Source organism: Paenibacillus woosongensis (assembly GCF_030122845.1).
In the GTDB taxonomy this organism is placed as follows: Bacteria; Bacillota; Bacilli; order Paenibacillales; family Paenibacillaceae; genus Fontibacillus; species Fontibacillus woosongensis_A.
The window spans coordinates 4,454,048-4,480,110 of the sequence record NZ_CP126084.1 but is presented as its reverse complement, the minus strand read 5'-3'; the positions used below and the strand labels follow the sequence as shown (position 1 = coordinate 4,480,110).

Annotated in this window: 28 protein-coding genes, 1 pseudogene and 1 riboswitch; of the genes and pseudogenes, 23 read left to right on the top strand and 6 right to left on the bottom strand. The window is 52.0% G+C overall.

What is annotated here, in order from left to right; translation table 11 throughout:
- Nucleotides 1-49 precede the first annotated feature (49 nt).
- Nucleotides 50-766, top strand: a complete 717-nt coding sequence (locus tag QNH46_RS20710) for an MBL fold metallo-hydrolase (RefSeq protein WP_283925836.1) — start codon at nt 50-52, stop codon at nt 764-766.
- A 21-nt stretch (nt 767-787) separates the two neighbouring features.
- Complete coding sequence (locus tag QNH46_RS20705) at nt 788-1,351, top strand: TetR-like C-terminal domain-containing protein (RefSeq protein ID WP_283925835.1); 564 nt, start codon at nt 788-790, stop codon at nt 1,349-1,351.
- Nucleotides 1,352-1,755: 404 nt separating this feature from the next.
- Here QNH46_RS20705 and QNH46_RS20700 read toward each other — a convergent pair whose 3' ends face one another.
- Nucleotides 1,756-2,325: a type II toxin-antitoxin system PemK/MazF family toxin gene (locus QNH46_RS20700; RefSeq protein WP_213593894.1), complete on the bottom strand. Its 570-nt coding sequence runs from the start codon at nt 2,323-2,325 to the stop codon at nt 1,756-1,758.
- A 225-nt stretch (nt 2,326-2,550) separates the two neighbouring features.
- Here QNH46_RS20700 and QNH46_RS20695 point away from each other — a divergent pair, with 225 nt between their 5' ends.
- Nucleotides 2,551-2,808 (top strand): YqkE family protein, encoded by a 258-nt coding sequence (locus tag QNH46_RS20695; protein ID WP_213593892.1) that lies wholly within the window; start codon nt 2,551-2,553, stop codon nt 2,806-2,808.
- A gap of 50 nt (nt 2,809-2,858) precedes the next feature.
- On the top strand, nt 2,859-3,440 hold the full coding sequence (gene def, locus QNH46_RS20690; RefSeq protein ID WP_283925834.1) for a peptide deformylase: 582 nt from the start codon (nt 2,859-2,861) through the stop codon (nt 3,438-3,440).
- A gap of 69 nt (nt 3,441-3,509) precedes the next feature.
- Here the strand turns inward: def and QNH46_RS20685 are convergent, their stop codons facing one another.
- A complete protein-coding gene (locus QNH46_RS20685) occupies nt 3,510-4,433 on the bottom strand; it encodes an AEC family transporter (protein WP_283925833.1) in 924 nt (307 codons plus the stop codon).
- Between the two features lie 188 nt (nt 4,434-4,621).
- Between QNH46_RS20685 and QNH46_RS20680 the strand changes: the two genes are divergently transcribed.
- The 9 genes from QNH46_RS20680 (at nt 4,622) to QNH46_RS20640 (ending at nt 12,193) form a co-directional block, all read left to right on the top strand.
- Complete coding sequence (locus QNH46_RS20680; protein ID WP_283925832.1) at nt 4,622-5,266, top strand: ATP-binding cassette domain-containing protein; 645 nt, start codon at nt 4,622-4,624, stop codon at nt 5,264-5,266.
- On the top strand, nt 5,227-5,463 hold the full coding sequence (locus tag QNH46_RS20675) for a hypothetical protein (RefSeq protein WP_283928551.1): 237 nt from the start codon (nt 5,227-5,229) through the stop codon (nt 5,461-5,463). Before QNH46_RS20680 ends, QNH46_RS20675 begins: the two co-directional genes overlap by 40 nt.
- A gap of 40 nt (nt 5,464-5,503) precedes the next feature.
- Nucleotides 5,504-5,785 (top strand): hypothetical protein, encoded by a 282-nt coding sequence (locus QNH46_RS20670; protein ID WP_283925831.1) that lies wholly within the window; start codon nt 5,504-5,506, stop codon nt 5,783-5,785.
- On the top strand, nt 5,755-6,042 hold the full coding sequence (locus QNH46_RS20665) for a hypothetical protein (RefSeq protein WP_283925830.1): 288 nt from the start codon (nt 5,755-5,757) through the stop codon (nt 6,040-6,042). Before QNH46_RS20670 ends, QNH46_RS20665 begins: the two co-directional genes overlap by 31 nt.
- Nucleotides 6,043-6,353: 311 nt before the next feature.
- Nucleotides 6,354-7,646, top strand: a complete 1,293-nt coding sequence (locus tag QNH46_RS20660; protein ID WP_283925829.1) for a homocysteine synthase — start codon at nt 6,354-6,356, stop codon at nt 7,644-7,646.
- A 105-nt stretch (nt 7,647-7,751) separates the two neighbouring features.
- The gene (locus QNH46_RS20655) at nt 7,752-7,901 is read left to right on the top strand and encodes a hypothetical protein (protein ID WP_283925828.1); all 150 of its coding nucleotides are present in this window, start codon (nt 7,752-7,754) and stop codon (nt 7,899-7,901) included.
- An 890-nt stretch (nt 7,902-8,791) separates the two neighbouring features.
- Nucleotides 8,792-10,735, top strand: coding sequence for a heavy metal translocating P-type ATPase (locus tag QNH46_RS20650; RefSeq protein ID WP_283925827.1), 1,944 nt, complete (start codon nt 8,792-8,794; stop codon nt 10,733-10,735).
- Nucleotides 10,736-10,918: 183 nt separating this feature from the next.
- Nucleotides 10,919-11,872: a thioredoxin-disulfide reductase gene (trxB, locus tag QNH46_RS20645; RefSeq protein WP_213593865.1), complete on the top strand. Its 954-nt coding sequence runs from the start codon at nt 10,919-10,921 to the stop codon at nt 11,870-11,872.
- A 72-nt stretch (nt 11,873-11,944) separates the two neighbouring features.
- Nucleotides 11,945-12,193, top strand: coding sequence for a glutaredoxin family protein (locus QNH46_RS20640; RefSeq protein WP_283925826.1), 249 nt, complete (start codon nt 11,945-11,947; stop codon nt 12,191-12,193).
- 112 nt (nt 12,194-12,305) lie between these two features.
- Here QNH46_RS20640 and QNH46_RS20635 read toward each other — a convergent pair whose 3' ends face one another.
- A complete protein-coding gene (locus QNH46_RS20635; protein WP_213593861.1) occupies nt 12,306-12,503 on the bottom strand; it encodes a hypothetical protein in 198 nt (65 codons plus the stop codon).
- Nucleotides 12,504-12,783: 280 nt separating this feature from the next.
- Between QNH46_RS20635 and QNH46_RS20630 the strand changes: the two genes are divergently transcribed.
- Entirely contained in the window at nt 12,784-13,926 is a 1,143-nt protein-coding gene (locus tag QNH46_RS20630; RefSeq protein ID WP_283925825.1) for a transglutaminase domain-containing protein, read from the top strand.
- A gap of 120 nt (nt 13,927-14,046) precedes the next feature.
- Here QNH46_RS20630 and QNH46_RS20625 read toward each other — a convergent pair whose 3' ends face one another.
- Nucleotides 14,047-15,507: an amino acid permease gene (locus QNH46_RS20625; RefSeq protein WP_283925824.1), complete on the bottom strand. Its 1,461-nt coding sequence runs from the start codon at nt 15,505-15,507 to the stop codon at nt 14,047-14,049.
- A gap of 95 nt (nt 15,508-15,602) precedes the next feature.
- Nucleotides 15,603-15,797: riboswitch (Lysine riboswitch) on the bottom strand.
- A gap of 134 nt (nt 15,798-15,931) precedes the next feature.
- Nucleotides 15,932-17,080, bottom strand: coding sequence for a virulence factor (locus QNH46_RS20620; protein WP_283928516.1), 1,149 nt, complete (start codon nt 17,078-17,080; stop codon nt 15,932-15,934).
- 170 nt (nt 17,081-17,250) lie between these two features.
- Here QNH46_RS20620 and QNH46_RS20615 point away from each other — a divergent pair, with 170 nt between their 5' ends.
- From QNH46_RS20615 to QNH46_RS24640, 7 genes and pseudogenes are all read left to right on the top strand, one after another.
- Nucleotides 17,251-17,478, top strand: a complete 228-nt coding sequence (locus QNH46_RS20615) for a hypothetical protein (RefSeq protein WP_283928550.1) — start codon at nt 17,251-17,253, stop codon at nt 17,476-17,478.
- Nucleotides 17,411-18,760, top strand: coding sequence for a cytochrome ubiquinol oxidase subunit I (locus QNH46_RS20610; protein WP_283925823.1), 1,350 nt, complete (start codon nt 17,411-17,413; stop codon nt 18,758-18,760). The genes QNH46_RS20615 and QNH46_RS20610 overlap by 68 nt, the downstream gene beginning before the upstream one ends.
- Nucleotides 18,757-19,788, top strand: a complete 1,032-nt coding sequence (locus tag QNH46_RS20605; protein WP_283925822.1) for a cytochrome d ubiquinol oxidase subunit II — start codon at nt 18,757-18,759, stop codon at nt 19,786-19,788. Before QNH46_RS20610 ends, QNH46_RS20605 begins: the two co-directional genes overlap by 4 nt.
- An 8-nt stretch (nt 19,789-19,796) precedes the next feature.
- A complete protein-coding gene (gene cydS / locus QNH46_RS24645; RefSeq protein WP_413773754.1) occupies nt 19,797-19,898 on the top strand; it encodes a cytochrome bd oxidase small subunit CydS family protein in 102 nt (33 codons plus the stop codon).
- Between the two features lie 106 nt (nt 19,899-20,004).
- The gene (locus tag QNH46_RS20600) at nt 20,005-20,955 is read left to right on the top strand and encodes an MBL fold metallo-hydrolase (protein ID WP_283925821.1); all 951 of its coding nucleotides are present in this window, start codon (nt 20,005-20,007) and stop codon (nt 20,953-20,955) included.
- A gap of 164 nt (nt 20,956-21,119) precedes the next feature.
- Nucleotides 21,120-22,745, top strand: coding sequence for an ABC-F family ATP-binding cassette domain-containing protein (locus tag QNH46_RS20595; protein ID WP_283925820.1), 1,626 nt, complete (start codon nt 21,120-21,122; stop codon nt 22,743-22,745).
- 455 nt (nt 22,746-23,200) lie between these two features.
- Nucleotides 23,201-23,386 (top strand): annotated as a pseudogene (locus QNH46_RS24640) (transposase); the annotation flags it as partial.
- Nucleotides 23,387-23,484: 98 nt separating this feature from the next.
- Here the strand turns inward: QNH46_RS24640 and QNH46_RS20590 are convergent.
- The gene (locus tag QNH46_RS20590) at nt 23,485-23,673 is read right to left on the bottom strand and encodes a hypothetical protein (RefSeq protein WP_283925819.1); all 189 of its coding nucleotides are present in this window, start codon (nt 23,671-23,673) and stop codon (nt 23,485-23,487) included.
- A 194-nt stretch (nt 23,674-23,867) separates the two neighbouring features.
- Between QNH46_RS20590 and QNH46_RS20585 the strand changes: the two genes are divergently transcribed.
- Nucleotides 23,868-24,740: a cation diffusion facilitator family transporter gene (locus QNH46_RS20585; RefSeq protein WP_283925818.1), complete on the top strand. Its 873-nt coding sequence runs from the start codon at nt 23,868-23,870 to the stop codon at nt 24,738-24,740.
- 236 nt (nt 24,741-24,976) lie between these two features.
- Nucleotides 24,977-26,017 carry a C40 family peptidase gene (locus tag QNH46_RS20580; protein ID WP_283925817.1) on the top strand — a complete coding sequence of 347 codons (1,041 nt, stop codon included), beginning with the start codon at nt 24,977-24,979 and terminating at the stop codon, nt 26,015-26,017.
- Nucleotides 26,018-26,063 lie beyond the last annotated feature (46 nt).

The following is a 26,063-nucleotide window of genomic DNA, read 5'->3' as shown; positions in this document are numbered from 1 at the left end:
GTTATAATAAAAACTAATGGTATTAGTTTATGTGGAGGAGCGTGTGCGGATGAGGATCATTCAGCGTGAATATTTAAGGCAATTAACGTTTATGCCCAGAGTGTTTCCGGTAAATTGTTACCTGGTTGAGGAGGAGGAGAGCCTTACTTTAGTAGATGCCGCTCTTCCCTATAGTGCGGCCGGGATCATGCAGGCGGTCAAGGATAGCGGCAAACCGCTGGTACGAATCGTATTGACCCATGCCCATGATGACCATGTAGGGGCTTTGGATAAATTGAAGGCGAGCTTTCCAGAAGCAGAGGTTTATATATCCGAGCGTGATGCTCTGCTGCTTGCCGGCGACCGGAGCCTCCAGCCTGGCGAGCCGCAGATGCCGATCCGGGGCGGGGTGCCCAAATCCGTCAAGACCCGGGCGGATCATCTCGTCCGAGAAGGAGACAGCATCGGCTCCCTGCAGGTCATTGCTGCTCCCGGCCACACACCGGGTTCGCTCTCGCTGCTCGACATGAGAACAAGGACACTGCTCGTCGGCGATGCTTTCCACACAAGAGGAGGGCTTACCGTATCGGGGCATCTGCGTCTAAGCTTTCCTTTCCCGGCGCTGGCTACATGGAATAAAGAGGCCGCAGTCGCAAGCGCGGTCAGGCTGGCGGAGCATCGGCCCGCCCTGATTGGGGCAGGGCATGGAGAGATGCTGAATGATCCGGACAGGGCGATGCAGGCAGCAATACTGGCGGCGCGGCGCCAATTGGAGCGAAATAATTAGAACTTATGAGGAGTGTTCAACATGCCACCAAGACCTGGTCTTGATACCCATACAGTATTGATGGCTGCGGTGGAGATTGCCGACCAGCAGGGCGTTCAGGCCGTAACGATCGCTTCGGTCGCAGCCGCCCTAGGAGTTCGTTCTCCATCGCTGTATAACCATATCCGCGGGCTCGAAGAGCTGAAAGCTCTGCTTGCCCTGTATGCTCTGGAACAGCTCTATAGCAGTGTTCGTGAAGCAGTGGAAGGGCTGGCGGGAAAGGAGGGGCTTGTATGTTTTGCCCACGCCTATATCCGCTTTGCCCGCCTGCATCCCGGACTGTACGAGAGCGCCCAGCTCATGCCGCAAGGGATGAACCGGGAGGAAATCGGGCTGGCGAAGGAACGTGTTGTTGATCTGGTGCTGCAGCTTCTAGAGCCTTACGGGCTTCCGCAGGAGGATGCCCTGCATGCAGTTCGCGGACTGCGGAGTTTGATTCATGGCTTCGCCGCGCTGCAGAAACTCGGCGGCTTCGGCCTGCCGCTATCTGTGGAGGAGAGCCTGGACTTCAATTTGCGGGTTTTTCTCAAGGGGCTGGCGCAATAATTTGGTTAGAGTACAGCGGGTTTGGTTAAATATTACACAAGGGAGAACACAATAATCCCCGCAAGGAAGGAGCCTCCCTGCGGGGTGAATTTGCCCACGACCAGGTGGGCGACATAGATTATTATGTGCAGAACACAGGCGCAACATGACACCTGTGGATAAGATTCCTAATAATACGAAAGAGGAGCCGAGGCTCCTCTTCTGACTCAATACACGTAGAACGTGTGAGTTTATCCACGACGAGGTGGATGACATAATAAAACTCTACGAACAAATCACTTGTTTAAATAATAACCTTTTTCCAGCCGTATGTCAATTTTTTTGGATTATTTTCCCCCTCCATTTTCACTCATTGCGTCTAATTGCGTCCTGCAATCGTGAGCGCAAAGCGCCCCTACAAGCCCCTAAAAGCCCAGCGTCCATTTCAGCCGGTTTTCCAGGCGGTTCATATCCTCTTCATCCAAATTACCGAGGTGCTCCTTTAAGCGTATTTTGCTGACAGACGTAGCTTCTTCCGTTTTGGCAGCGGAATCGAAGGCAAGGAAGTCATATTTGCTTTTGAACAGAAAATAATGACTTTGAAAACGCGGAATCGGTTTGCCTTCCTTCGTTAAAACCGGTTGGCCGGTTTTCGGACTGGTGCGTGTTTTTAAATTTTTGGTGAGCGGTACGACGATGACGTTGCCAGACGTAGAGTTTACCGTATTGTTCGATACGACGACGACAGGCCGCTCTTCGTTTTGCTCGCAGCCGATATTTTCTCCGAAATTGCAAAAATGTACTGCACCCCGGGCCATTCTCCGTTTCATTTGCACCTTCTCATGCTCAATCCAGTATTGCGCCATTTCGATTTTAACGGGCTTCCAGGCGTTGATTTGCTCCTCTTTCAATTTTTGCAGCGCTCTGACGCGGGCACTGGGCTGGGATGCGGATCTATTCACAGCATGATGATTGTTTTCCTGCTCGTTTCTCATACGTTCTCTCCTCCAAGCCTTGGGAATGGACATATTGTAGAATTACACACGTTTGCCCTGATCCTAAACAAATATTGTCAAAATTTTTAATAAAGATGGAATCGGAAGAAAATCAACTTGAAGCCGGGGAGAAGGATTGTTGACAAATAAATTTGACCGTATGATACTTTAGGCAGGCATGAACCATGAACTTAAGAGGAAGTCAGAAATAGAGGTGAACCGAGAATGGCCAAGAGAAGAGATTCCAAGCCTTCGACTGCTTCCAAGGGAGATAAGCCCGCGACGCTTAAAGATCTGCTTGGGGCGGATACGATCAGCAAGCTTAAAGAACAGGCCGCGAATCTGGAGCGTGAGCAAGAGGAGCGGAAGGCTGCTGCCCGAAAACAGGCGGAAGAGGCTCGTCGGGCGGAGCAGAAAAGATTGGAGAGCGATTTTGAGTATTTGCTGAATAACAGCGACATGGATTGGCATAAATACAAATAAGCTCAGATTGCGCATAAATCTGGTAATAAAGGTGGATGAGTGGTTCATTTATGAGTAAATTCAATAGAGACTATTTGATTACTATGGACGATATCGTAAGAGAGGGCAGTGATATTCTCCGGGTGGTCACCGAGCCTGTTAGCATTCCGCCGACGAAGGAAGACCAAGAAGAGATGGCAGCGATGCTGCAATTTTTGAAGAACAGCCAGGACCCCGAAATGTCCAAAAAATACAAGCTTCGGGCCGGTGTTGGACTATCGGCTAACCAGATTGGCCTTAATAAACGGATGTTTGCGGCCTATCTCACCGATGATCACGGACAATCCCGGGAATATGCCCTCTATAATCCGAAAATTATCAGCCATTCCGAAGCGATGATCTATTTGCCGGAGAGCGAGGGCTGCCTGTCCGTCGACAGATCCGTTCAGGGATTCGTCCCCCGCTACGAGAAGGTGCAGGTCAGGGCCTATGATGGGGAAGGCAATGAGGTGAAGCTGCGGTTCAAAGGCTTCGACGCGATCGTCATGCAGCATGAAATCGATCATTTGAACGGCATTATGTTCTACGATCATATCAATAAAGAGCATCCTTACAAGCTGCCGAGCGGCGTGCCTATCGCGAGCTTGTATTAGAATCTGCTTCAGCATTTAACGAAGACCAACCCGTTTTGCGGGTTGGTCTTTTGGTATTTCCCCTTGGCTTTACTGCAGCAGGACGATCAGTACCGGCAAAGTGACAAAGGAGGCGATCGTCGTCCACAGTACGCATTTGGATACTGTCTGCGGCGAGGCGCCGAATTTCTCGGCGAGCGCTGAAGCGTTCACTGCAGCAGGCATGCAGGCGAGGATGAACAGTACGGCGAACAGCACGCCGTCGATTTGCAGCAGCCAAAGGGCGAGCAGGGCGACTATAGGCGACAGCAGCATCCGGGTGGCGATACCGGCCCGGAATGCCCGTTTGGAGCCCGCATTCATCGGAACGCCGGCTACACCAACCATTTGCGCGCCGAGGATGGCAAGCACGACGGGTGAATAAGCGGCTGCAGCCATCGATATGCCCTGAGCGATGCCGAAGGGCAGTGAGAATCCGGTAGCTCTGAGCAAAATGGCGGCAGCGGCTGCATATATGGATGGCAAGGTAAATACCGATTTCACCGCTTGCTTCATGGAAAAGCTGGAGCGTGCCGCCAAATACACGCCTATCGTATTGACGATGATCATTTGGCCGATGACGTAGACGGAGGCTTTGTCCAGTCCGAGCTGGCCGAAGGCGAGCAGAACGAGCGGCAGGCCGTAGTTTACACTATTTGTAAACGTCGCAACGAGAGTGAGCCCCGCTTTTTCATCGGACGGAAGCTTTAGAAGCCGGCCTGCCGCGGCGGCGACCAGCCAGAGCAGTATAAGATTCAGCAGCGAGAAGCCAAGCGTCTGGTAAATGTCTTGATATGAAATATCCGCCTTGGCCAGCGTCTCAAGGATCAGGGCCGGGTTCAGGAAATACAGGTAGAGCGTAACCAGCGGTCTGGTATCGAGCTTCTGAAATCGCTTGAGGAGTGCCCCCGAAATGACGGGAATTGAGATCGGCACGATGACTTGCAGCATGGTGTTTAGGACAGAATACAGCATCAATAATCTCCCTCCAGCCGAGTAGGGACGGCTATATAGACTCTAGCAAAAATTCCGCCGGCGGTCTAAGAAAAAAATAAATCTGCGCGAAACGCGAACTTTTTGATCCGCTATCCCGTTACAGTAGCAGAAGCCAACCGCGCGGGGTTATTCATTACATTACCGTTATGAAATGAGGAAATGATGGCATGATCAAGATCAACCATTTGTATAAAATGTACCGGAAGGGCCATATGGCGCTGGATGACGTCAATTTGACGATCGGCGAGGGCATGGTCGGCCTTCTCGGGCCTAATGGTGCAGGCAAAACCTCGCTGATGCGCATCCTGGCTACATTAATCCGTCCGAGCTCGGGAGACGCATTGATTCATGGAGTATCGCTGAAGAACGCGGAGGACATCCGGAAAATGATCGGGTATTTGCCGCAGCAGTTTCAAGTATATCCTCAACTGACTGGAGCGGAATTTTTGGATTATGTCGCCGTAATGAAGGGAATGAGCGATCCGCGCAAGCGCAAGGCGGAAATTTCCCGCCTGCTGGAGGAGGTCAACCTTGCGGAGAAGGGAAATAAGCGCATCCGCACGTATTCCGGCGGCATGAGAAGGCGCCTTGGAATTGCTCAGGCGCTGCTCGGCTCCCCTCAGGTGCTGATCGTTGACGAGCCGACTGCCGGATTGGACCCGGAGGAGCGCGTGCGCTTCCGCAATCTGCTTAGCGGTTTAGCCTGGGCCGGATTGTGCTGCTGTCCACGCATATCGTTGCGGACATTGAGAGCAACTGCCGGCAGATCGCCGTGCTTGATCGGGGGGAAGTACGGTTTTCTGGGGATTTAACGCGCTTGCAGACCGCCGGCGAAGGCAAGGTATGGGAAGGGATCGTTGAAGAGAGCCTGTTCGCTAAGCTGGACCCGATGTCCATCGTATCCACCCGGCGCACGGATGATGGGCTGCTCTGTCGGATCATCGCCGATACCCCGCCTATAGATATGGATGCGTCCGTAGTTCGTCCTACCCTGGAGGATGGCATTTAGCGCTGCTAAGGTCTTCTCAGGAGGAAGGAGCGGGGCAGCGATGATGAAATGGAAGCGCCAATTTGCGCTGGAATGGAATCATATTTTCCGCAATCCTTGGCTGATGGGGCTGCCGGCCCTTTACGGGGTACTGTATACATGGTTTCTGTCGGCGGTCTCGCCGCTGAACAATCTTTTTAACGAGGCCTACAGCTTTCATGCTCTGGTTCATACACTTACGCTGGGTATCGTCATGCTCCTGGGCATTCTGGCCATTCGCCGCGACATTAGGCGGGAGTTCTGTCGTCTTCTTTGTTTCCGGTTATCACGCCGCTCATGCTGATCGCATCCATGCTGTTCAGCTACCGGACCTGGAATCCCGGAATGCGTTCGATCGAGAGCATTACTCCTTATCCTCCGGCACTTGTCATGTACAGCCGCATGCTGATGGTCATCGCCCTGATCGTCGTATGGGCCTTCATGAGCTCGGTGGTCGTGAGCGTACGCATCTTCCAGGTCGGCGAATTTGTCCTGCCGCTGGGCCCTTTTCTGCTGCAATATTTCATCCGCAAATTTTCTGTGAATTCCCAGAGCAGATAACTGTCCACATGTGTATAACCCTAATCTGGCTGGAATCATGGGTGCTAACGGGTCGATAATGTGAATATGTTGACGGTTCCTGCCCCGTTCTTCGGAAATTATGAACAGTATGCACATATCCATGCACATATGAACAAATTAGCCGCGGTTTTCAGCCGTCGGCTTATTTGTTGTCTACAGCAAATCGAGAAAATGAATAATTCATAGGAATTTTATCGGATTTGGTATTTTCAAACGCTTCATTATGTGAGAGAATATGAAAAAAACAATGACATCCTTTTGGGTATGCAAATTTAAAGGAGGATTTAACTATGTCTGAAGAGCGTCAACTCGGTCTTGAAACACTTGCGGTTCATGCGGGTCAGGAAATTGATCCCACTACTTATTCTCGCGCGGTACCGCTGTATCAAACAACATCCTATGGCTTCCGCGATACGGAGCATGCGGCCAATTTGTTCGGACTGAAGGAATTTGGCAACATTTACTCCCGTATCATGAACCCGACGAACGATGTGTTCGAGAAAAGAATCGCGGCGCTCGAAGGCGGCGTTGGCGCACTTGCCACGAGCTCCGGTCAGGCAGCGATTACGTTCTCGATCCTGAATATCGCAGGTGCCGGGGATGAAATCGTCTCCTCCGCAACGTTGTACGGCGGAACGTATAATCTGTTCTCTACTACGCTAGCGAAGCTGGGAATCAAAGTGACTTTCGTGGATTCGTCCAACCCGGAAAATTTCCGCGCGGCGATCACAGATAAGACCAAAGCTCTGTATGCAGAGACGATCGGTAATCCGAAGGGCGATGTCCTTGATATCGAAGCGGTAGCCGCGATTGCTCACGAACACGGCATTCCGCTTATCGTAGACAACACCTTCCCAAGCCCGTACCTGCTTCAGCCGATTAAGCACGGGGCAGACATTGTTGTGCACTCAGCAACGAAGTTCATCGGCGGACACGGCACTTCCATTGGCGGCGTCATCGTTGACGGCGGGAAGTTCGACTGGAAGGCCAGCGGCAAATTCCCGGGGCTGACCGAGCCGGATCCGAGCTACAACGGCGTTGTCTATACGGAAGCGCTTGGCCCGCTGGCTTACATTATTAAAGCCCGCGTACAACTGCAGCGCGACCTGGGCGCATCCTTGTCTCCATTTAACGCTTGGCTGCTTCTTCAGGGTCTGGAGACGCTGCATCTGCGCGTAGAACGCCATAGTGAGAACGCGCTTAAGGTAGCGAAGCATTTGGAAGCACATCCGAATGTCGAATGGGTCAGCTATGCTGGACTTCCTAGCCATGAATCCTATGCGCTTGCCCAGAAATATCTGCCAAAGGGCCAAGGCGCAATCCTGACCTTTGGAATCAAGGGCGGCGTAGAAGCTGGCCGCAAGCTGATCAACAGCGTGAAGCTGTTCTCGCACTTGGCCAACGTCGGCGATTCCAAATCCTTGATCATTCATCCGGCAAGCACGACGCATCTGCAGCTGTCTCCGGAGGAGCAATTGTCGGCAGGCGTTACTCCTGGACTCATTCGCCTGTCCATCGGCACAGAGTCGATTGAAGATATCCTCTATGATCTCGATCAAGCGATTGCGGCAAGCCAGGCCTAATCATCTGTTTATATCCTGTTAGAGCTATGCGAGTTTGAACGCTGCTCCCGAAGGTTTGTCAACAAGCTTTGGGAGCAGTTTTTTTAATTGGCAATAGCACCGTTTATGAGTTTTGCGATTATTGGTGGTGGCAGCGGCGGTGGTAACAGTTGGGCAACAGCGGTGGCTGCAACGGCAGTGAAAGTATCGGGCAGTGACTACGGCGATTGCGGTGGCTATTATGGCTGCAACGACTATAGTGACTACAGTGACTAGTAGCTGCAATGACTGCAATGTCTAAAATAGTGACTGAGAGTGACTAAAGTGACTGTAGGTGAATTTAACGACTCCAAATGACTGTAAGGACGGTAGTAGCTCTAGTGGCTGCAATACTCCATGACTATAGCAGCAGCTATAGCAGCTTTAAGTAGCTCAATGGCATAAGTAGCTGAAAAAGCTTAACTGTCAACGGTGGTACTGTTAGTGAGGTTGAGTAATTATCGTGACAGGAGTTTATAGTGGTAGTGATCGACTGGGAATTACGATACTAACTGCATTTGTTGCAATTAGAATGAGGTACTCGTCATGCGGCGCTATAACTAACTGTATTTCTTACAATTAAATTAGCCAATTACGGGTTGCGATGGTGAAAAGGGACATTTCAGATGTAAGAAATACATTTATAATGCAATATTGCTCGGAATGAAGCTAAATAGATGTATGAAATACAGTAAGTCTCAATGAAGATCCGCCTCAGCTAAAACCCACCGCCAGCCAACTCTCTACCTGCTAAAGTTCACTACCCAAACACCCCAAACACCCAAACACCCAAACACCCAAACACCCAACATCCCCCTACAAGCCCGGCTCACCCATCGTTCTCCCCGCTAAAAACCTACTCAACAGCTATCAGAATGATGGAGGGAGGACAACGGGTCGTCTTTCACAAACGAATTTGTCTACTCACCTATTTACACAAAGCGAAAAAAGGCTTAAAATGAATCTAAAGTTTCGCTGAGGAAAAATTATTGTTCTGATCCAAAAATGATTATCGTTCTCAATTACATGCTGCTCCGGGATTTTCCCGGGGCAGCATGTGCCATTTTAAGGGCATTAACAATAGTATTCATTCTCAATTAGATACCACATCAAGGGAGGAGATTTATATGCAAGCGATACACAAAAGAGTTAACGCAATTCAGCAATCCGCGTCCGCAAATTCGCCGGATCCGCGGAGACGGCGGCGCCAGTCGCTGCTTCACATGCTGAAGCATCGGGAGATTATTATTGCGCTGGGCAGTGGCGTGCTTATGTTAACGGCTTGGGGAGTAGGATCGTTCTCGCAAACGATATCCGTGCTGCTCTACATTGCCGCTTATTTTACGGGAGGATTCATGAAAGCCAAAGAAGGGCTAGAGACGTTAATCAAGGATCGCGATCTGGACGTAAACCTGCTGATGATCGCCGCGGCGCTGGGAGCTGCCTCTATTGGCTATTGGAATGAAGGCGCGATGCTCATCTTCATTTTCGCCTTGAGCGGCGCGCTGGAGTCCTTTGCCAGCGAACGCAGCCATAAGGATATCTCCGAGCTGATTTCCTTAAAACCGGAAACTGCGGTAAAGGTGGGCCAGGACGGGATGAAGGTCGTCCCTGTGGAAGAATTGGCGATCGGCGACCTTCTGCTCGTGAAGCCGGGCGAGGTAATTCCCGCGGACGGAGTAGTGCAAAGCGGCAGTTCGGCCGTCAACCAAGCTGCCATTACGGGGGAATCGATACCGGTGGATAAAGCGCTAGGCGACAGCGTGTTTGCCGGAACATTGAACGGAGAAGGAGCTCTGTATGTTGAAGTAACGAGCCCGGCTGAAGGAACTCTCTTTGCCAAAATTATCGCACTCGTCGAGCAGGCGCAGAATGAGACGCCGGAGTCCCAACGCTTCATCAAACGGCTGGAAGGCATTTATGCCAAAACTATCGTGGCAGCGACAGCAGCGCTTATTCTGCTTGCTCCGCTGGTGCTCGGCTGGAGCTGGTCGTTTACTTTTTATAAAGCGATGGTCTTCCTCGTCGTGGCTTCACCTTGCGCTCTGGTCTCTTCTGTGATGCCAGCGATGCTATCGGCCATGTCCAAAAGCGCTAGAAAGGGCGTCCTCTTTAAGGGGGGAGCGCATATGGACAATTTGGGCAACACGAAGGTAGTGGCTTTCGACAAGACGGGCACGTTAACGGCTGGGCAGCCGGTCGTCACCGAATTGTTCGTGGCTGACGGCTATGACCGCTTGGATGTGCTGGCGGCTTGTGCTTCCGCTGAAAGCTTGTCTGAGCATCCGCTTGCCAAGGCGATCGTAAACAAGGCAGTCAGCGAAGGTCTGCAAATCAAGGAGGCCGAGGATATGAGAGCCATTACTGGCTGGGGCATCGAGGCCAGAGTGAATGGACGGATGTGGCGCATTGGCAAGGCTAGTGAGCAGGACGCCGCCATGCCGGCCGCATTGATGGAGCGGCTGAAGATATTGGTAGGAGAGGGCAATACCGTCTCGCTGATTATGCAGGACAATGATTATGTGGGCCTGGTTGCTCTGCAGGATGTCATTCGCCCTCAGGCGGTTGCTGCAATCTCCAAGCTGCGCGAGATGGGGATTGCCACGGTGATGCTGACGGGAGACCGTAGCGGGACGGCCGAGGCTATAGCGAGAGAGGCTGGCGTGGATCAGGTGTTTGGCGATTTGCTGCCGGAGGATAAGGTAAATCATGTTCGAAGCCTCCGGGAAAAGCACGGACATATCGTGATGGTCGGCGACGGCGTCAACGATGCCCCAGCCCTTGCATCCGCCACGGTCGGCATGGCTATGGGCACGGGCGGAACAGGAGCCGCACTTGAGGTGGCGGATGTCGTGCTGATGAACGATAATTTGGAAATGGTTGCGGAGACCGTAGCATTGGCTCGCCGCGCCCGCAGAATCGTGAAGCAAAATCTCGTGTTTGCCGCGGCCGTCATTCTGACGTTAATCGTAGGCAACTTTGTTCAAGGCATATCGCTTCCGCTCGGTGTGATTGGGCATGAGGGCAGCACGCTTCTCGTCATTTTGAACGGGCTGCGCCTGCTTCGTTGAAGCAGGGCAGTTCCTTCCCGGATTCATAGATCCTTCATGCAACCTTCACGGAACACGGCTAACGCAAATATTGACCTTAATTAATCATTACTTGATAATAAAGATGAGGTACTGTAATGAAAATGAATGAATAGATATGCGGCACTCATGTAAAATTATTGCCTTGAAGGAGGATGTAATAAGATGTATAAATCCATTATTATCGGAACGGGCCCGGCAGGGCTGACCGCGGCAATTTACCTGGCCCGCGCGAACCTGAAGCCGCTCGTTATTGAAGGGCCTCAGCCTGGAGGCCAGCTGACCACAACGACGGATGTAGAGAACTTCCCCGGCTTCCCGGAAGGAATCATGGGGCCTGAGCTGATGGATAATATGCGCAAGCAAGCGGAGCGTTTTGGCGCTGAATTCCGTATGGGATGGGTGAACTCGGTCGATATGAGCAGCCGTCCGTTCAAACTTCAAGTGGAGGGCATTGGGGAGCTGGTGTCCGAAACACTAGTAATTTCGACGGGAGCTACCGCCAAATATCTTGGAATTCCGGGCGAGCAGGACAATGTGGGCCGTGGCGTAAGCACCTGCGCAACCTGCGACGGCTTTTTCTTCCGCGGGAAGGAAATCATCGTCATCGGCGGGGGCGACTCTGCGTTGGAAGAAGCAGGCTTCTTGACAAGATTCGCCTCCAAGGTAACGCTGGTTCACCGCCGGGACGAACTGCGCGGCTCGAAGATCATGCAGGACCGCGTGCGGGCCAACGAGAAGGTGGAATGGGCGCTGAACCGGACGCCGATTGAAGTCCTGACGAACGAAATGGGCGTAACCGGGCTTAAAGTACGCAATAATGCGACCGGGGAAGAGGAAGTTATCCCGGCCAGCGGTGTATTCGTAGCGATTGGGCATCATCCGAACACCGGCTTCCTGGGTGGTCAGATCGATACGGACGAGAATGGCTATATCATTGTGAAGCCGGGAACGTCCGAGACGAACGTACCGGGCGTATTCGCTTGCGGCGACGTTCAGGATACCCGTTACCGCCAGGCTATTACGGCTGCGGGAAGCGGCTGTATGGCAGCGATCGATTGCGAGAAATTCATAGAAAGCCTGGAGCATGAGGCTGCTGCAGCTGCAGCTGCGAAATAACAGATAACTACTAGATAATAGATATAGATATATAGAATAGATAAACCTGGGGTAGGGAAGAGGATAAATCATATGAGTCAAGTTATCGTATATACAAGCACGAACTGTCCGAACTGCCATCGGGTCAAGAGCTATCTTGCGGAGCGTGGCGTTTCTTACGAGGAGCGCAACGTGCAGAGAAACAAGGAGTTCGCTCAGCAGGTATTGGATATGGGAATACAAGTCGTCCCGGTCACGGTTATTGGCGAGCAGCGCATTCCCGGATTGAACAAGCTTCAATTTGATAAGGCATTAGCCGAGCATGCATTGCTTCAAGCCTAAGGCTGAAAGCCATGGCTTCCAATTCATCGAAATAAGAACAAGAAGAGGAGAACGGTTAGCCCGTTCTCCTCTTATATTCCATAGATGCGAAGACAAAGTTGTATAAGTATTGTTAAACAATCAAGCCGGCAACAAACTGGAATACGATATAACTAACAATTCCGCTGCCGATCAGAATGAGCCCGCTCTTCTTCCGCCCTTGGAACAGGCGCAGTAAACCTAAGCTGCCTAGTGGGGCAATGATCAGGATAAAAAACATCACAGTAATAAAAAGTTCAACGGAAATGTCCGATATATTTACTATAGTCATATACATGTCTCTCCGTTCCTAATATGGCTGATCGCGCAATGATATTTATCACACTATTTAATATGTTTTATATTATACCTAAACTGCTATCCATTTAAAAGGAAATCGTATAGGAAAATAAGGCATTTTAGCGTCTTTTTTGTCATGAGGACACAAAGTCGAAAGCGGCGGTAGGAGACTGAGGATTCGACAAAACTAGAAGCCCTTTTCATATTAGGTTATGTTACAATGGGCTTGAACTAACGGGAAAAGCTATATTTTTATGCAGAAGGGTTGGGATATGATGAAGCAGCAAATCGCAAAACGATGGATTACGGCTGGGATTGCATGTGCAATTGTGTTTGGTGCCGTACCGCCGGTCGTCGGTTATAGTGAAGTATACGCGCAATCGGAAATCGCTGCAGAGAACGTAGCCGTAACCTCTTCAACGGAGCTTCAATCCGTATTAGCCGAGCTTATGGGAGCCAGGAAAACGAGCATCACTTTGAAATATCAGGGCGCGACGAGCAACCTGAAGGATATTTTGAAGGAAGCTGTGAACGGGGCGCTGGAGAGCGATCCTTACACCAAGTATGTCGTTGACCGTTATACATATTCGTGGAAAGGTACCTCCGGTTCGGCCAAGATCACCTTTCAAGTATACTACCGGGAGACGGCAGAGCAGTCGGCTTACGTTGACGAGAGGGTAAAGGCGATTTTGAAGGAAATACTGAAGCCCGGCATGAATGAACATCAGAAGATTAAAGTGATTCACGATTATGTCGTGTTAAATATGAAATATGATGAGAAGCTGCAGAAATATACCGCATATGAAGGCTTGAAAACAGGCGAAGCGGTATGCCAGGGATATACGCTGCTAACGTACAAGCTCCTGCAGCAGGCGGGAATCAACAATCGAATCGTCGAAGGCAGTGCTGGGGGCCAATTGCATGCCTGGAACCTCGTATATTTGGGAGGACATTGGTACCATCTTGATACGACGTGGGATGATCCTGCTCCGGATATGCCGGGTGTCGTTAAATACGGCTACTATATGCGGACGGACGAGCAAATGAGAAAGACGCATACCTGGAATAACGTATATCCGGCTGCAAAGCAATCCTATCGTCAGACGCTCGGATCGCTAATTGCAGCAGGCGGCCAAGCGGCTGCCGGACTGCTGGAGCTGGAGAAGCAGCTGGAATATACGCTCTACCGCCCGGATGCTGCCCTAAGCACGGCCCAGGGAATTCAAGCTCAGGTCAAGCAGGCGAACGCCAGCAAACAGCAGACGGTAACGGTCCGCTATGCCGGCTCAGAGCGGCAGCTCGTCGATCATTTGGGAAGCCTGTATGATCTTGGCCTCAGCCATATTTCTTATCTGGCCGAGCCGCTGGAAGGCACTCATGATCTGCGGGTCGAAATTCATTGGGAGAATAATTGAGTTAGCTATTATTGAGTTCATTTGCCTATAAGAAAGGAGCTGCCCCCGAGTAGATTCATCTACTTCGGGGCAGCTCCTTTTTGCACGTACACCTGTTTCTAACGTATGGATCGATCGGTCTTATTTTCGTGCTGGCGGCTCCAGCTCGCATTCCTGCAGGGGAACTACTTTGGTGCGTTTAATCCATTTGTACCCGAGCCAGATGACCAGGAACAAGGGAACGCTGATATATGACACAACGACACCGTACCAATCGATCTGCCCTCCGGTGAAGGCCGACAGATTTTGCCCCAGAATGACGACAATACATAGTACAAAGGCAAAGATCGGACCGAACGGGAACCATTTAGCCTTGTAGGGAAGATCGTTCAGGTCCCGGCCTTGGGCAATATAGGCCCGCCGGAAACGGTAGTGGCTGATCGCGATGCCGAGCCAGGTAATAAATCCGCACATCCCCGAGGCGTTAAGCAGCCACGTATACACGATCCCGTCTCCGAACAGGGAGGCCAGGAAGGCGGTCATTCCAACCAGCGTCGTCAGCAGCAGCGCATTGACCGGCAATCCCCGGCGGCTGAGCCGCGCGAGGAACTTCGGCGCTTTGCCCCGCTTGGCTAGCGAGTACAGAACGCGGGAGGACGCATACATGCCGGAATTGCCTGCGGACAGAACGGAGGAGAGAATGACCGCGTTCATCACCGAGGCGGCGAAAGCCAGTCCGGCTTTTTCGAAGACGAGCGTGAACGGGCTGACGCCAATGCTCTCGATGCCATCCTTCAGCAAATTAGGATTCGTGTAAGGAATGAGCAAGCTGATGACGAAAATCGCCAAAATGTAAAAAATAAGGATGCGCCAGAATACCTGACGGATCGCACGGGGAACGTGTTCCCGCGGGTTGTCGCTTTCGCCGGCGGCGACGCCGACCATTTCTGTTCCCTGGAAGGAGAAACCCGCGGCCATAAATACGCCGAGGAAGGCGAAGAATCCGCCGTGGAACGGCGCATCGCCGATCGTGAAATTTTTGAAGCCGACGGCTTCGCCGCCGATAATGCCGAAGATCATCAGCACGCCGACCGCCAGAAATATAATGACTACCGCAACCTTAATGGTGGCAAACCAATATTCCGATTCGCCGTATCCCTTAACAGATAGAAGGTTGAGACCCAAAATGAGGGCAAGGAACAGAACGCTCCACAATAGGGATGAGCTGTCCGGGAACCAGTATTTAATAATCAGCGTTGCCGCTGACAGCTCGGCCGCAATCGTAATCGCCCAGTTATACCAGAAGTTCCAGCCCATGGCGAAGCCCAGAGATGGATCGACGAAACGCGAGGCGTAAGTCTCGAACGAACCCGAATCCGGCATATACGTAGCCAGCTCGCCCAGGCTCGTCATCAGAAAATAGACCATGATTCCAACGGCGGCGTAAGCGAGAAGGGCACCACCGGGGCCCGCCGAGGCGATCGCTCCTCCACTGGCGAGAAACAAACCGGTCCCAATTGACCCGCCGAGGGCGATCATCGTCATATGGCGGGCTTTGAGTCCCCGGTTCAATTGAGATGTGTTTGTCTTGTTGCTATCCATTGTCTGCATCCTCTCAGTTTAAATCAATAAAAAAAGAAAAAGACCGCCGGAAAGGTTCCGCGGTCTTATCGTTATACCGTGACCCCATAAACAATCCTCAAGATAGCACAACACGGCTTTCCGCAGGAGTCAGCCGTGACAGTTCTGTCCCTTTCGGCAACAGCCCCAGCATGTCCGTCCATGGGAAGCAGGACGTTCACGCTTCGGCGATGCTGCCTTTCCATCCGGTTCATCGGCGGCTTCCAGCCTCCCCGGACGTACTGATCAACATCGCGACCTCTACCTCATCCGAAATGCCGATGAGGCTCTTATTAAATTGTCAGATGAACTGATTACTCAGTATATAACAGCGGCCTGCCAAGGACAATCATCAAATATTGACATCAAGGCCGATGGATCAAACAGAGCAATTGGAATCAGGCAATCAGGCGTCCTTAGCGCTATTCTGTCTGTGCTGCGCCATTTGCTGCCAGATCGTACCCGCAGCCTGCTCTCCAGATTCGATCCGCTCGAGCGCCATCCGCGCCTGAAGGCCAACCTCGAATTCCGGGTCATCCGAGGCAGCGCGGAGCGCGTCGCGCGCCTCATCTGTGCCGACCTCGTAGAGGAAGCGGGCCGCCCGCCAGCGAACAAGCTTGCTCGAATCCTGCAGCGCGGCAATCATTGCCTTCGTCGCCGCCGGATCGCCGATGTCCGACAGCGTATCGCCTGCCGTGCGGCGCACCGCCGGGGACTTATCGCGCAGCGCCTCATAGAGCAGGTCCATGGCCGGCTTGCCGATATCGCCGAGGTAGACGACGGCCAGGCGGCGCACCTGCATTTGCTTGTCGCCAAGCGCCTCGGCAAGCAGCGGCAGCGCTTCGGCATCCGGCTTCAGCGCCTCCAGGCCTGCGTAGCGAACGCGCCAGTCGTCGCTCTGCATCCGCTCGCGCACCTCGTCCAGGCTAAGCTCGCGGCGCTGCTCGACGAATTCGCCTTCGCTGCTGCCGTGCTCGATCGCCTGCGCCACGAGCGCCCGCAGCCGTTCCGGCGGGTATGCCGCCTCCAGCTCCTGCTCTACCTCGCGGGCGATATCCGCCAGCTCGCCGTAACGCACGCCGTAGTCGGTCAGCTTGCGTTCCTTGATCAGCGTCGCGCTGGACACCTCGGTCACCGCGGCCACGAAGCGCTCGCTGAGGCCGATCCGCTCCTCCTGGCTGCCGGATTTCACGCGGATCTGCATCGGGATGCTGCGGAAAAATTGCACGAAGACCTGCGCTTCGCCGTAGCCTTGCGCAGCCTCCGAATCGCTCTGCTCCCATGCGGAAGCAATGCCCTCCTGGCCGAACTGCGATTGAACCTCGGTCAAGATCGCCGACCAATCGGCATTGCCCTTCCGGTCAAGAGCAACGAAGTCGGCGGTATGAAAGACGCTCTTCACCCCCGGGATATGCAGCATTCTTGCAATCCATGACGGGGCTGAGCGTTCGTTGTCTAGCGTATATGTTTTGCGGATGCCCGGCTCCAGACTTTCACTCAGATGGAGCTTCATCGTATTCGGGCTCGGCGTCGGTTCGATAAATACAATTTTCATCATTTGTTCACACTCCTTTCAATTTATTGTACATCAAGGAAAGGGTTAACCCAAGTCTCGGAAGCAAGCCCGGAAGAACGGTATGCCCAGGACCGGTCAGGAATAAAAAGGAACCCGGGCGGCACACTACAGGTAGACAAATCGATTCAAAGGGGAGGCGCATCGTTATTATGTATCAGCGGCAGGAACGGATACTTATCCTTGTCTGCTTCGTCGTAGCAGTCATTATGCTGTATGCCACCATCAAGAGCGCCTTCCGGTATTTGGGCGCGCCAGCGGAGCCGGAACCCGGGCGCTGGATTATGACGAGAAGGGAGCCGAGCCAGACCCATGTTCTCTATGGACCCAGTCACATTGAGCCGGATTCTAACCGGCCTCACTTTGTTTGTACATATTAATTTCGCCTCAATCGGAGTAGGCGTCCCGCTCATTATCGCTTTGGCCGAATGGAGGGGGATTACGCATAAGGATCCCCATTATTCCCTGCTCGCCCGCAGATGGGCCCGCGGATTTGTTATTTCCGTCGCAGTTGGCGTTGTCACGGGCACATCGATTGGCCTGCAGCTCAGCTTGCTGTGGCCCAGCTTCATGCGCGTAGCCGGGCAGGCGATCGCTCTTCCGCTGTTTATGGAGACGTTTGCTTTCTTTGTCGAAGCGATTTTTCTCGGCATATACTTGTATACATGGGAGCGGTTCAGACGGCCGATCCTGCACCTGCTGCTGCTGATCCCGGTCGTGCTTGGGGCATTTTCTTCGGCATTTTTTATTACCACGGTCAATGCCTTCATGAATACGCCCCAGGGATTTACGCTGGAGAACGGTGTTTTTACGAATATCGACCCGCTTAGAGCCATGTTTAACCCGGCTACGCCGACCAAGGTATCGCACGTGCTGGCGTCTTCGCTGACGATGAGCTCGGGGCTGCTGGCGGGCATTGCCGCTTACAGCTTGCTTAAGGGGCGCAATCACCCCTATTTCAAAAAAGCACTCAAGCTCACGGTAACATGCGCGTTCGTCTTTGCGGTATCCACGGCGGTCATTGGGGACTTCTCCGGCAAATTTCTGGCGAAGTACCAGCCGGAGAAGCTGGCGGCAGCGGAGTGGCACTTCGAGACGATGGAGAAGGCTCCCCTCATTTATGGAGGGATTCTGGATGAGAACCATGAGGTGAAATATGCGCTGCGGATTCCTTACGCGCTCAGCATCCTGGCGGGCAGCACCCCAAGCACCAAAGTGATTGGCCTCGAGGAATATCCCCAGGACGACTGGCCGCCGCTGCTTATTCACTACATGTTCGATATGAAGGTGACGATCGGCATGCTGCTCGTTCTCATTCCATTCCTGTTTCTGCTGCGCCGCTGGCTGCCTGGCCGCAACAAGGGCTATCCAAAATGGCTGTTGATCGGCATTCTTACGCTGGGGCCGTTTGCGATGGTGTCGATCGAGCTAGGATGGATGTTCGCCGAAATCGGGCGGCAGCCCTGGATCGTTCGCGGCTACATGAGAGTCGTTGATGCGGCGACGACTTCGCCGAATGTCGGCTCGATGCTCCTGCTGTTCATTATTTTGTATCTCGTCCTTTGCGTATCGTGCGTTTACGTATTAGCCAAGCTATTCCGCAATAAAGACGTGTTTACGGAAATGAGAGAGCGGGGAATCGAGGAAGGAGGTCAGGGATGAGCTACGAAATCATCGGAATTACGGTGCTCTGGACGTTTCTATTTGGCTATTTGATCGTGGCATCGATCGATTTCGGAGCCGGTTTTTTCAGCTATTACAGCGTCATAACCGGGCAGAAGAACCGAGTTCACCATATTATTCAGCGTTATCTATCCCCCGTCTGGGAAGTGACGAACGTATTCCTGATCTTCTTCGTCGTCGGCCTTGTCGGCTTCTTTCCGATTTCAGCGTACTACTACGGTACGGCGCTGCTCGTTCCGGGCAGCCTGGCCACGGTGCTGCTGGGGCTTCGCGGGGCTTATTACGCCTACAACACCTACGGAAGCAGCAGGGAAGACAACAAGGTTTATATGGCGATCTATGGGGCGACGGGATTGCTGATTCCAGCGGCACTATCGACGGTGCTGGCCATATCCGAAGGCGGCATCATCCGGGAAGAGGGCGGCCATGTTGTCCTGAATTGGGCGAGTTTCTTCGCTAGTTCCTACACCTGGTCCGTCATTGTGCTGGCGCTCGTCTCCGTGCTGTACATTTCCGCCATGTTCTTGACCTATTACGCAAAAAAAGCGGGAGACCGCGTGGCCTTCGAAGTGCTGCGAGGATATGCGCTCTTGTGGAGCGCACCCACGATTGCCGCTTCTGTGCTGGCTTTTTTTCAGATCAATCGGCATAATCCCGAGCATTTCCAAAATATGCTCAGTATGGCTTGGATGTTTATTGCATCGTTCCTGTGCTTTCTGCTCGCCGTCTATTTCGTTTGGAAAAGAATCCGTCTGGGCTGGTCCTTTCTGCTCGTGATGCTGCAATTCGGCTTTGCCTGGTACGGATACGGGCGATCCCATTTGCCCTATATTCTCTATAAACAGGTCAGCATTTACGAAGGCTTCACGAACGAAACGATGGCGGTGGCGCTCATTACGGCGTTTATTGCCGGGCTGTTCATCCTGATCCCTTCGCTTGTGCTGCTGATGCGTTTGTTTCTATTCGACGCCAAATACATTCGGGGAGGATCGCCGAAGAAGGGGTGAGCTAAGCCATGGAGCATTTTTTGATGATGAGGGCGCCGCAGCTGGTCCTGATCGCCGCGGTCGTGTTTTTATTCGTTTACGCCTACCGTTATAAAGATCCTATCGACTGATTTGATTCAATCCTTTGCTTTTACGGGTGTATATGTTCTAAATATAGTAAAATAAAAAACGCAAAGAACAAACTGGAGGGGAGATAGAAGGAGGGTATCCTCAAGCATGGCCAAGAAACGCTATACGAACATCGACAATGTCAACACTGACAAAACCTTAAAGCAGTTCAGACAATGGCGGGAGGAGCGGCGCAGCAAGAAGAAAGACTACTCCTACATCATTCCGAACTCTACGCCGCAGCTTGATTTTTTGCGGGCCAATACAACTGAGCTTACTGTGACCTGGATAGGCCACGCTACATTCCTGATTCAATACAAGGGCCTGAATATCGTGACCGATCCCGTCTGGGCCGGGCGAATGGGATTTCAGCGCAGGCTTGGAACGCCGGGAATACCGATTGCTGACGTACCTGAGCTTGATGTTATTCTTATTTCCCATTCCCACTATGATCATATGCATATTTCTTCCATCCGCAGGCTGTATGGGGCAAACACCCAGCTCATCGTGCCCATCGGCTTAGGACGCAAGCTGCGGCGCAAAGGGTTTAAGCGCGTTCACGAGCTGAGCTGGTGGGAGCATCTGGAGATCGAAGGCGCCAAAATTTCGTTTGTGCCGACCCAGCATTGGACGCGGCGGACGCCGTTTGATACGAATACGTCGCATTGGGGCGGATATGTTCTGGAACCGGCGAGGACAACGGAAGGACAGCAGGAGCATGTCGTTTATTTCGCCGGCGACAGCGGTTATTTCCGCGGCTTTGAGGAGATTGGCAGGCGCTATAAGATCGATATAGCCTTATTGCCGATTGGCGCCTATGAACCGGAATGGTTCATGACCTCGCAGCATACGACTCCGGAGGAGGCGCTGCAGGCATTTCTCGACGTGAAGGCCAAGCTGATGATTCCGATGCATTACGGGACGTTTCGGCTTGCCGACGATACCGCGCGGGAGGCGCTTGATCGCTTGGAGGAGGACCGGAAGCGCAGGGGTATCGCGGAAGAGGCTATCAAAATCCTGCTTCATGGCGAGACGCTCCGATATCCGGGAAGCGGATAGCGAACTCCGGCCAAGACCGCACGAAGGATATACAGTGACTGCAAAGACGCACATGACGTGCGTCTTTTTTTGCGGGCAAATCGTTTTCGACTGGGGCGGGCGGCCATGATTTATGCTATAATGTTGACCAGTGTGTATTATTGATAAAGGATGGTAATGCCGAAATGATAAGTACTACTGGTGTAACGCTCCGCTATGGAAAACGAGCACTTTTTGAAGATGTGAATATAAAATTTACGCCGGGGAACTGCTACGGCCTCATCGGCGCGAACGGGGCGGGGAAATCCACCTTCCTGAAAATCTTGTCTGGAGAAATCGAGCCGAATCAGGGCGAGGTGCATATGTCGCCGAACGAACGCCTTGCGGTGCTGAAGCAGAACCATTACGAGTATGACGAGTACCCTGTCCTGGAGACGGTGATCATGGGGCATACCCGTCTGTATTCCATCATGAAGGAGAAGGACGCCCTGTATGCGAAGCCTGATTTCTCCGAAGAGGACGGCATGCGCGCTGGCGAGCTCGAAGGAGAGTTCGCGGAGCTGAACGGCTGGGAAGCCGAATCGGATGCGGCTGCGCTGTTGATCGGGCTGGGCATTCCGCGCGAGCTTCATGACAAGAAGATGGCTGAGCTGAGCGGCAACGAGAAGGTGCGGGTATTGCTGGCTCAGGCCTTGTTCGGTCGCCCGAACAACCTGCTGCTGGATGAGCCGACGAACCATTTGGATTTGGAATCGATTCAATGGCTCGAGAACTTCCTCATGGACTATGAAGGAACGGTTATTGTCGTATCTCACGACCGTCACTTCTTGAACAAGGTTTGTACGCATATCGCGGACATCGACTTCGGCAAAATTCAGCTGTACGTCGGCAACTACGACTTCTGGTATGAATCTAGTCAATTGGCGCTGCAGATGCAGCGTGATGCGAACAAGAAGAAGGAAGAGAAGATCAAAGAGCTTCAAGCGTTTATTCAGCGTTTCTCCGCGAATGCTTCGAAATCGAAGCAGGCTACATCCCGGAAGAAGCAGCTGGACAAAATCACGCTCGACGATATCCGTCCTTCGAACCGGAAATATCCGTTCCTGCACTTCAAGGCGGAGCGTGAGGCCGGCAAGCAGCTTCTGAGCGTAGAAGGCTTGACCAAGATGGTGGAAAGCGAGAAAGTACTGGATAACGTCAGCTTCGTTGTTAATAAAGGCGACAAAATTGCTTTTGTTGGGCCGAACGGCCTGGCGAAGACGACCTTCTTCCAAATCGTAATGGGCGAGCTGGAAGCGGACGCTGGAGAATACAGCTGGGGCGTAACGACGTCGCAGGCGTATTTCCCTAAAGATAACTCTAAATATTTTGACGGCGTTGACCTCAACTTGGTCGAATGGCTGCGTGAATATTCGCACGACCAGGATGAGACCTTCCTCCGCGGCTTCCTGGGCCGGATGCTGTTCTCCGGGGAAGAGGCGCTGAAGAAAGCGAGCGTCCTGTCCGGGGGCGAGAAGGTTCGCTGCATGCTGGCGAAAATGATGCTGAATGGCGCGAACGTGCTTCTGTTTGACGAGCCGACGAACCACCTGGACTTGGAGTCCATTACGGCACTGAATAACGGCTTGATCGATTTCGACGGCACGATTCTGTTCACGTCACATGACCATCAGTTCATCCAGACGATTGCCAACCGGATTATCGAAATTACGCCAAATGGCATCATCGACCGCGTTATGACCTACGATGAATACCTGGAGAGCGAAGAGATTCAAAATCTGCGCAAGCAAATGTATCCTGAAGATAAATAATCGCCAAACCTGGCGCTAAATGCAGAAGGGGCTGTCCCAGAAGTCATCATAGATGACTGAGGGGCGCCCCTTTCTCCGTTTCTGTGGAACCGACTTTGTGGAACCAACTTCTGTGGAAGCAATTTCTCCCTTGCCTGCATCCCTTCTTAAGCTCATCCTATATAACTGGTAGACATAAGCTGTCCGACACTAAATGGAATTCATGTATCTAATAATGCTCTAAACGAATGGTTCAATGGATTAGATGGATTTTATGCACCTAAAATCAAGAATCCCGCCCATGATGGACAATTCCCTTTTTCTAAAGACATAAAATCCATTTAAATCTACTTTTCTTTCTTTACCGCGGAAACTAACTACTATAATTCCAATTAGAACGTGAAATCCGCGATTCATGCTCGGCGTAAGGGGTGGAGCGTATTTGGTCTCATCAAGGGGACCGGAGATAGAGCGCGCGCATGATCGAGCCGGAGTCTGTGTTTGGCGATATGAAGAACAACCGGGGCTTCAAAAGGTTCCTGCTTCGAGGCTGATCAACAGTAAATCTGGAGCTCGGGTGGCTTTCCCTTGCCCACAATCTGCTTAAGACAGCAGCCGTTGATGCCAAAAACCAAGGAGCTAAGCGAGAACAAACCGCTTAGCTTCTTGGTTTTTTACGATTTCTATCCTATTTTGCTGGTGAGGGTGCTCCAAGGATTACTTTTGGGATACCCTCTTTTGCGTCTTGGAGCTGCTTCTCCTATGACCCGCCTGTACGGCGACGCTGGTTATTCGGCTTTTTATTGTTCTGGCTCTTCAATGTTTTTGTTTGTTGATTTCCGGAGAATCCTGGCTTATTCGCCGCAGCCTGCTGCTGTTTTTTCTGCTGCAGCTTCTGGCGCATCGCTTCGGCCAAGTCGATTTTCCGCGGTTCGTTGCTTTCTGTCATGTCGATCATCTCCTATAGGGAAAGGGGTTGCTCTTATTCTATACGTTTTTAAATTATTGGACAACGGGAATAATGAATAACGTTCGCTTTAGCCCGGGGCAACACTGTTTCTCTAGACTCACACGAAGTTCATTTGCTACGATGATATAACCATATTTTGTTTTTCAAATAGAGAAGGAGCTGGAGGTGCAGATTTGGACATTTATAAAGATATACGCAAAGGAGAGCGGGGAGCCTGGATCAGCATTTCCGCTTACCTGGTTCTATCTGCATTCAAACTGATTTGCGGATATCTCTTTGCATCGAGCGCCCTTTTGGCAGATGGCTTCAACAACGTAACCGATATCGTGGCTTCGCTTGCGGTATTGATAGGATTGCGCATATCCCAGAAACCGCCTGATTCCGATCACGCTTACGGGCATATGCGAGCGGAGACAATTGCTGCTTTAGTGGCCTCTTTTATTATGGCGATGGTGGGAATTCAAGTCATTTACGGTTCGATTCGTTCACTTGTGGCAGGAACAGAGACTGAGCCGGATATTCGCTCGGCGGGGGTTGCATTGATCTGTGCGGCAGTGATGTGGCTCGTTTATGCCTATAATCGCAGGCTGGCGAAGCAGATTAACAATCAGGCGCTAATGGCAGCGGCCAAGGATAATTTTTCTGATGCATTGGTGAGTATCGGGGCGGCCATCGGAATTATCGGCGCGCAATTCGGGCTTCCGTGGCTGGATACCGTTGCCGCCTTTGCAGTCGGCCTGTTAATTTGCAAGACCGCCTGGGATATATTCAGGGACTCAACGCATCGGTTGACCGACGGCTTCGACGAGAGCGAGCTGGGAGATCTGCGGAGCTCCATTTCAAGAATCCAAGGCGTAGAAGGGATACGGGACGTGAAGGCGCGCGTCCATGGCAATCATGTGCTGGTTGACGTCGTCATCGAAGTAGACCCGCTGCTTACCGTGATGGAGAGTCACGAAATCAGCGATCGCGTTGAGGAGCAGATGCGGCGCATCCGCAATGTCATGCATGTTCACGTTCATGTTGAACCGAAGACCGGGACGTAGAAAAGAACCGTTAGAGTGTACATGCTCTGACGGTTTTTTATGTTGGGGTGAAAAGGTACTAAGACCTATTTTCGGAATTTATACTAGGTATTTCGTAGCCCAGTCAAATACATAACACGAAAATCGACTTATTTAGACATTTATCGACAAAGGATATAATGGTTAGAAGTTAAAAAGAAAGGAGGAATTAACAGAATACCCCATATTTCCAACTACATCTAGGAGGTTTTTCATCAATGAAACGGAGTGTGGCGATTTTATTATCGAGTGCCATGGCATTATCCATTTATTCTTCCATGCCGGCGTTGACTTCGGCAGCGGCTTCATCCCAGAGTGCCGTGCAGTCTACGGGCCAGATCGTGGCAGGCGTCAATTTGCGAGACAAGCCGTCTCTGTCAGGAAAGGTCATCGGCTCATTGAAGAAGGGGACGTCGGTGCAAATTCTGGAACAAAGCAACAGCTATTTCTATAAGGTGAAGGATGCCGCAGGGAATGTCGGATATGTGAGCGCGGCGCCAAAATATATCACGGTTAATGGTACGGCTTCTGCACCGGGGTCAGCGGAGACGAAGCAAAGCGGCCGCGTTATCTACGGAGTGAATCTGCGCACAGCGCCGTCCACGTCCGGGGAAATCATTACGATGCTGAAGAAAGGCACTGGCGTCACTATTTTGGAACAAACCAACAAATCATTTTACAAGGTAAAGAGCGAGAATGGTCTGACCGGTTATGTCAGCTCATCGAGCAAATATATAGAGCTCGCCAAGGGCGGTACGTCCCAAGGGAACGGCGGTTCATCTGCTCCTGCTCCTCAGCCATCCATTCCGGCGAATATCAAACAGCAGGTGGATAAAGTGATCCAAACGGGCAAGCAGTATATGGGCACGCCTTACGAATTCGGATCCAACCGAAATACGACGACTACCTTCGACTGCTCCGATTTCGTAAAACATATTTATAAGAAAGCCCTTGGCATTACGCTGCCATCTGATTCCCGGAAGCAAGGAGCGTGGATCAAGGAGAACAGCCAGCCGGTCTATCAGATTAGCGATCTGAAGGCTGGGGATCTGGTCTTTTTTATGAGCTATAAAGGTTCGTCCGCTTCCGCTTACGCGGGGATCGACAGGGACAAGGAACGGATTACACATGTTGCCATGTATATCGGAGACGGCCAGCTGCTGCATACTTATTCCGTCAAATCGGGCGGCGTCCGGATTGATAAGTTCGATGGTTCGTGGGAACGTCGTTTTCTATACGGGGGCAGTGTGCTGAAATAGTTTAGCCCCAAACTAAAAATCGCTCCGCAGAACCCGGGAAATCCCT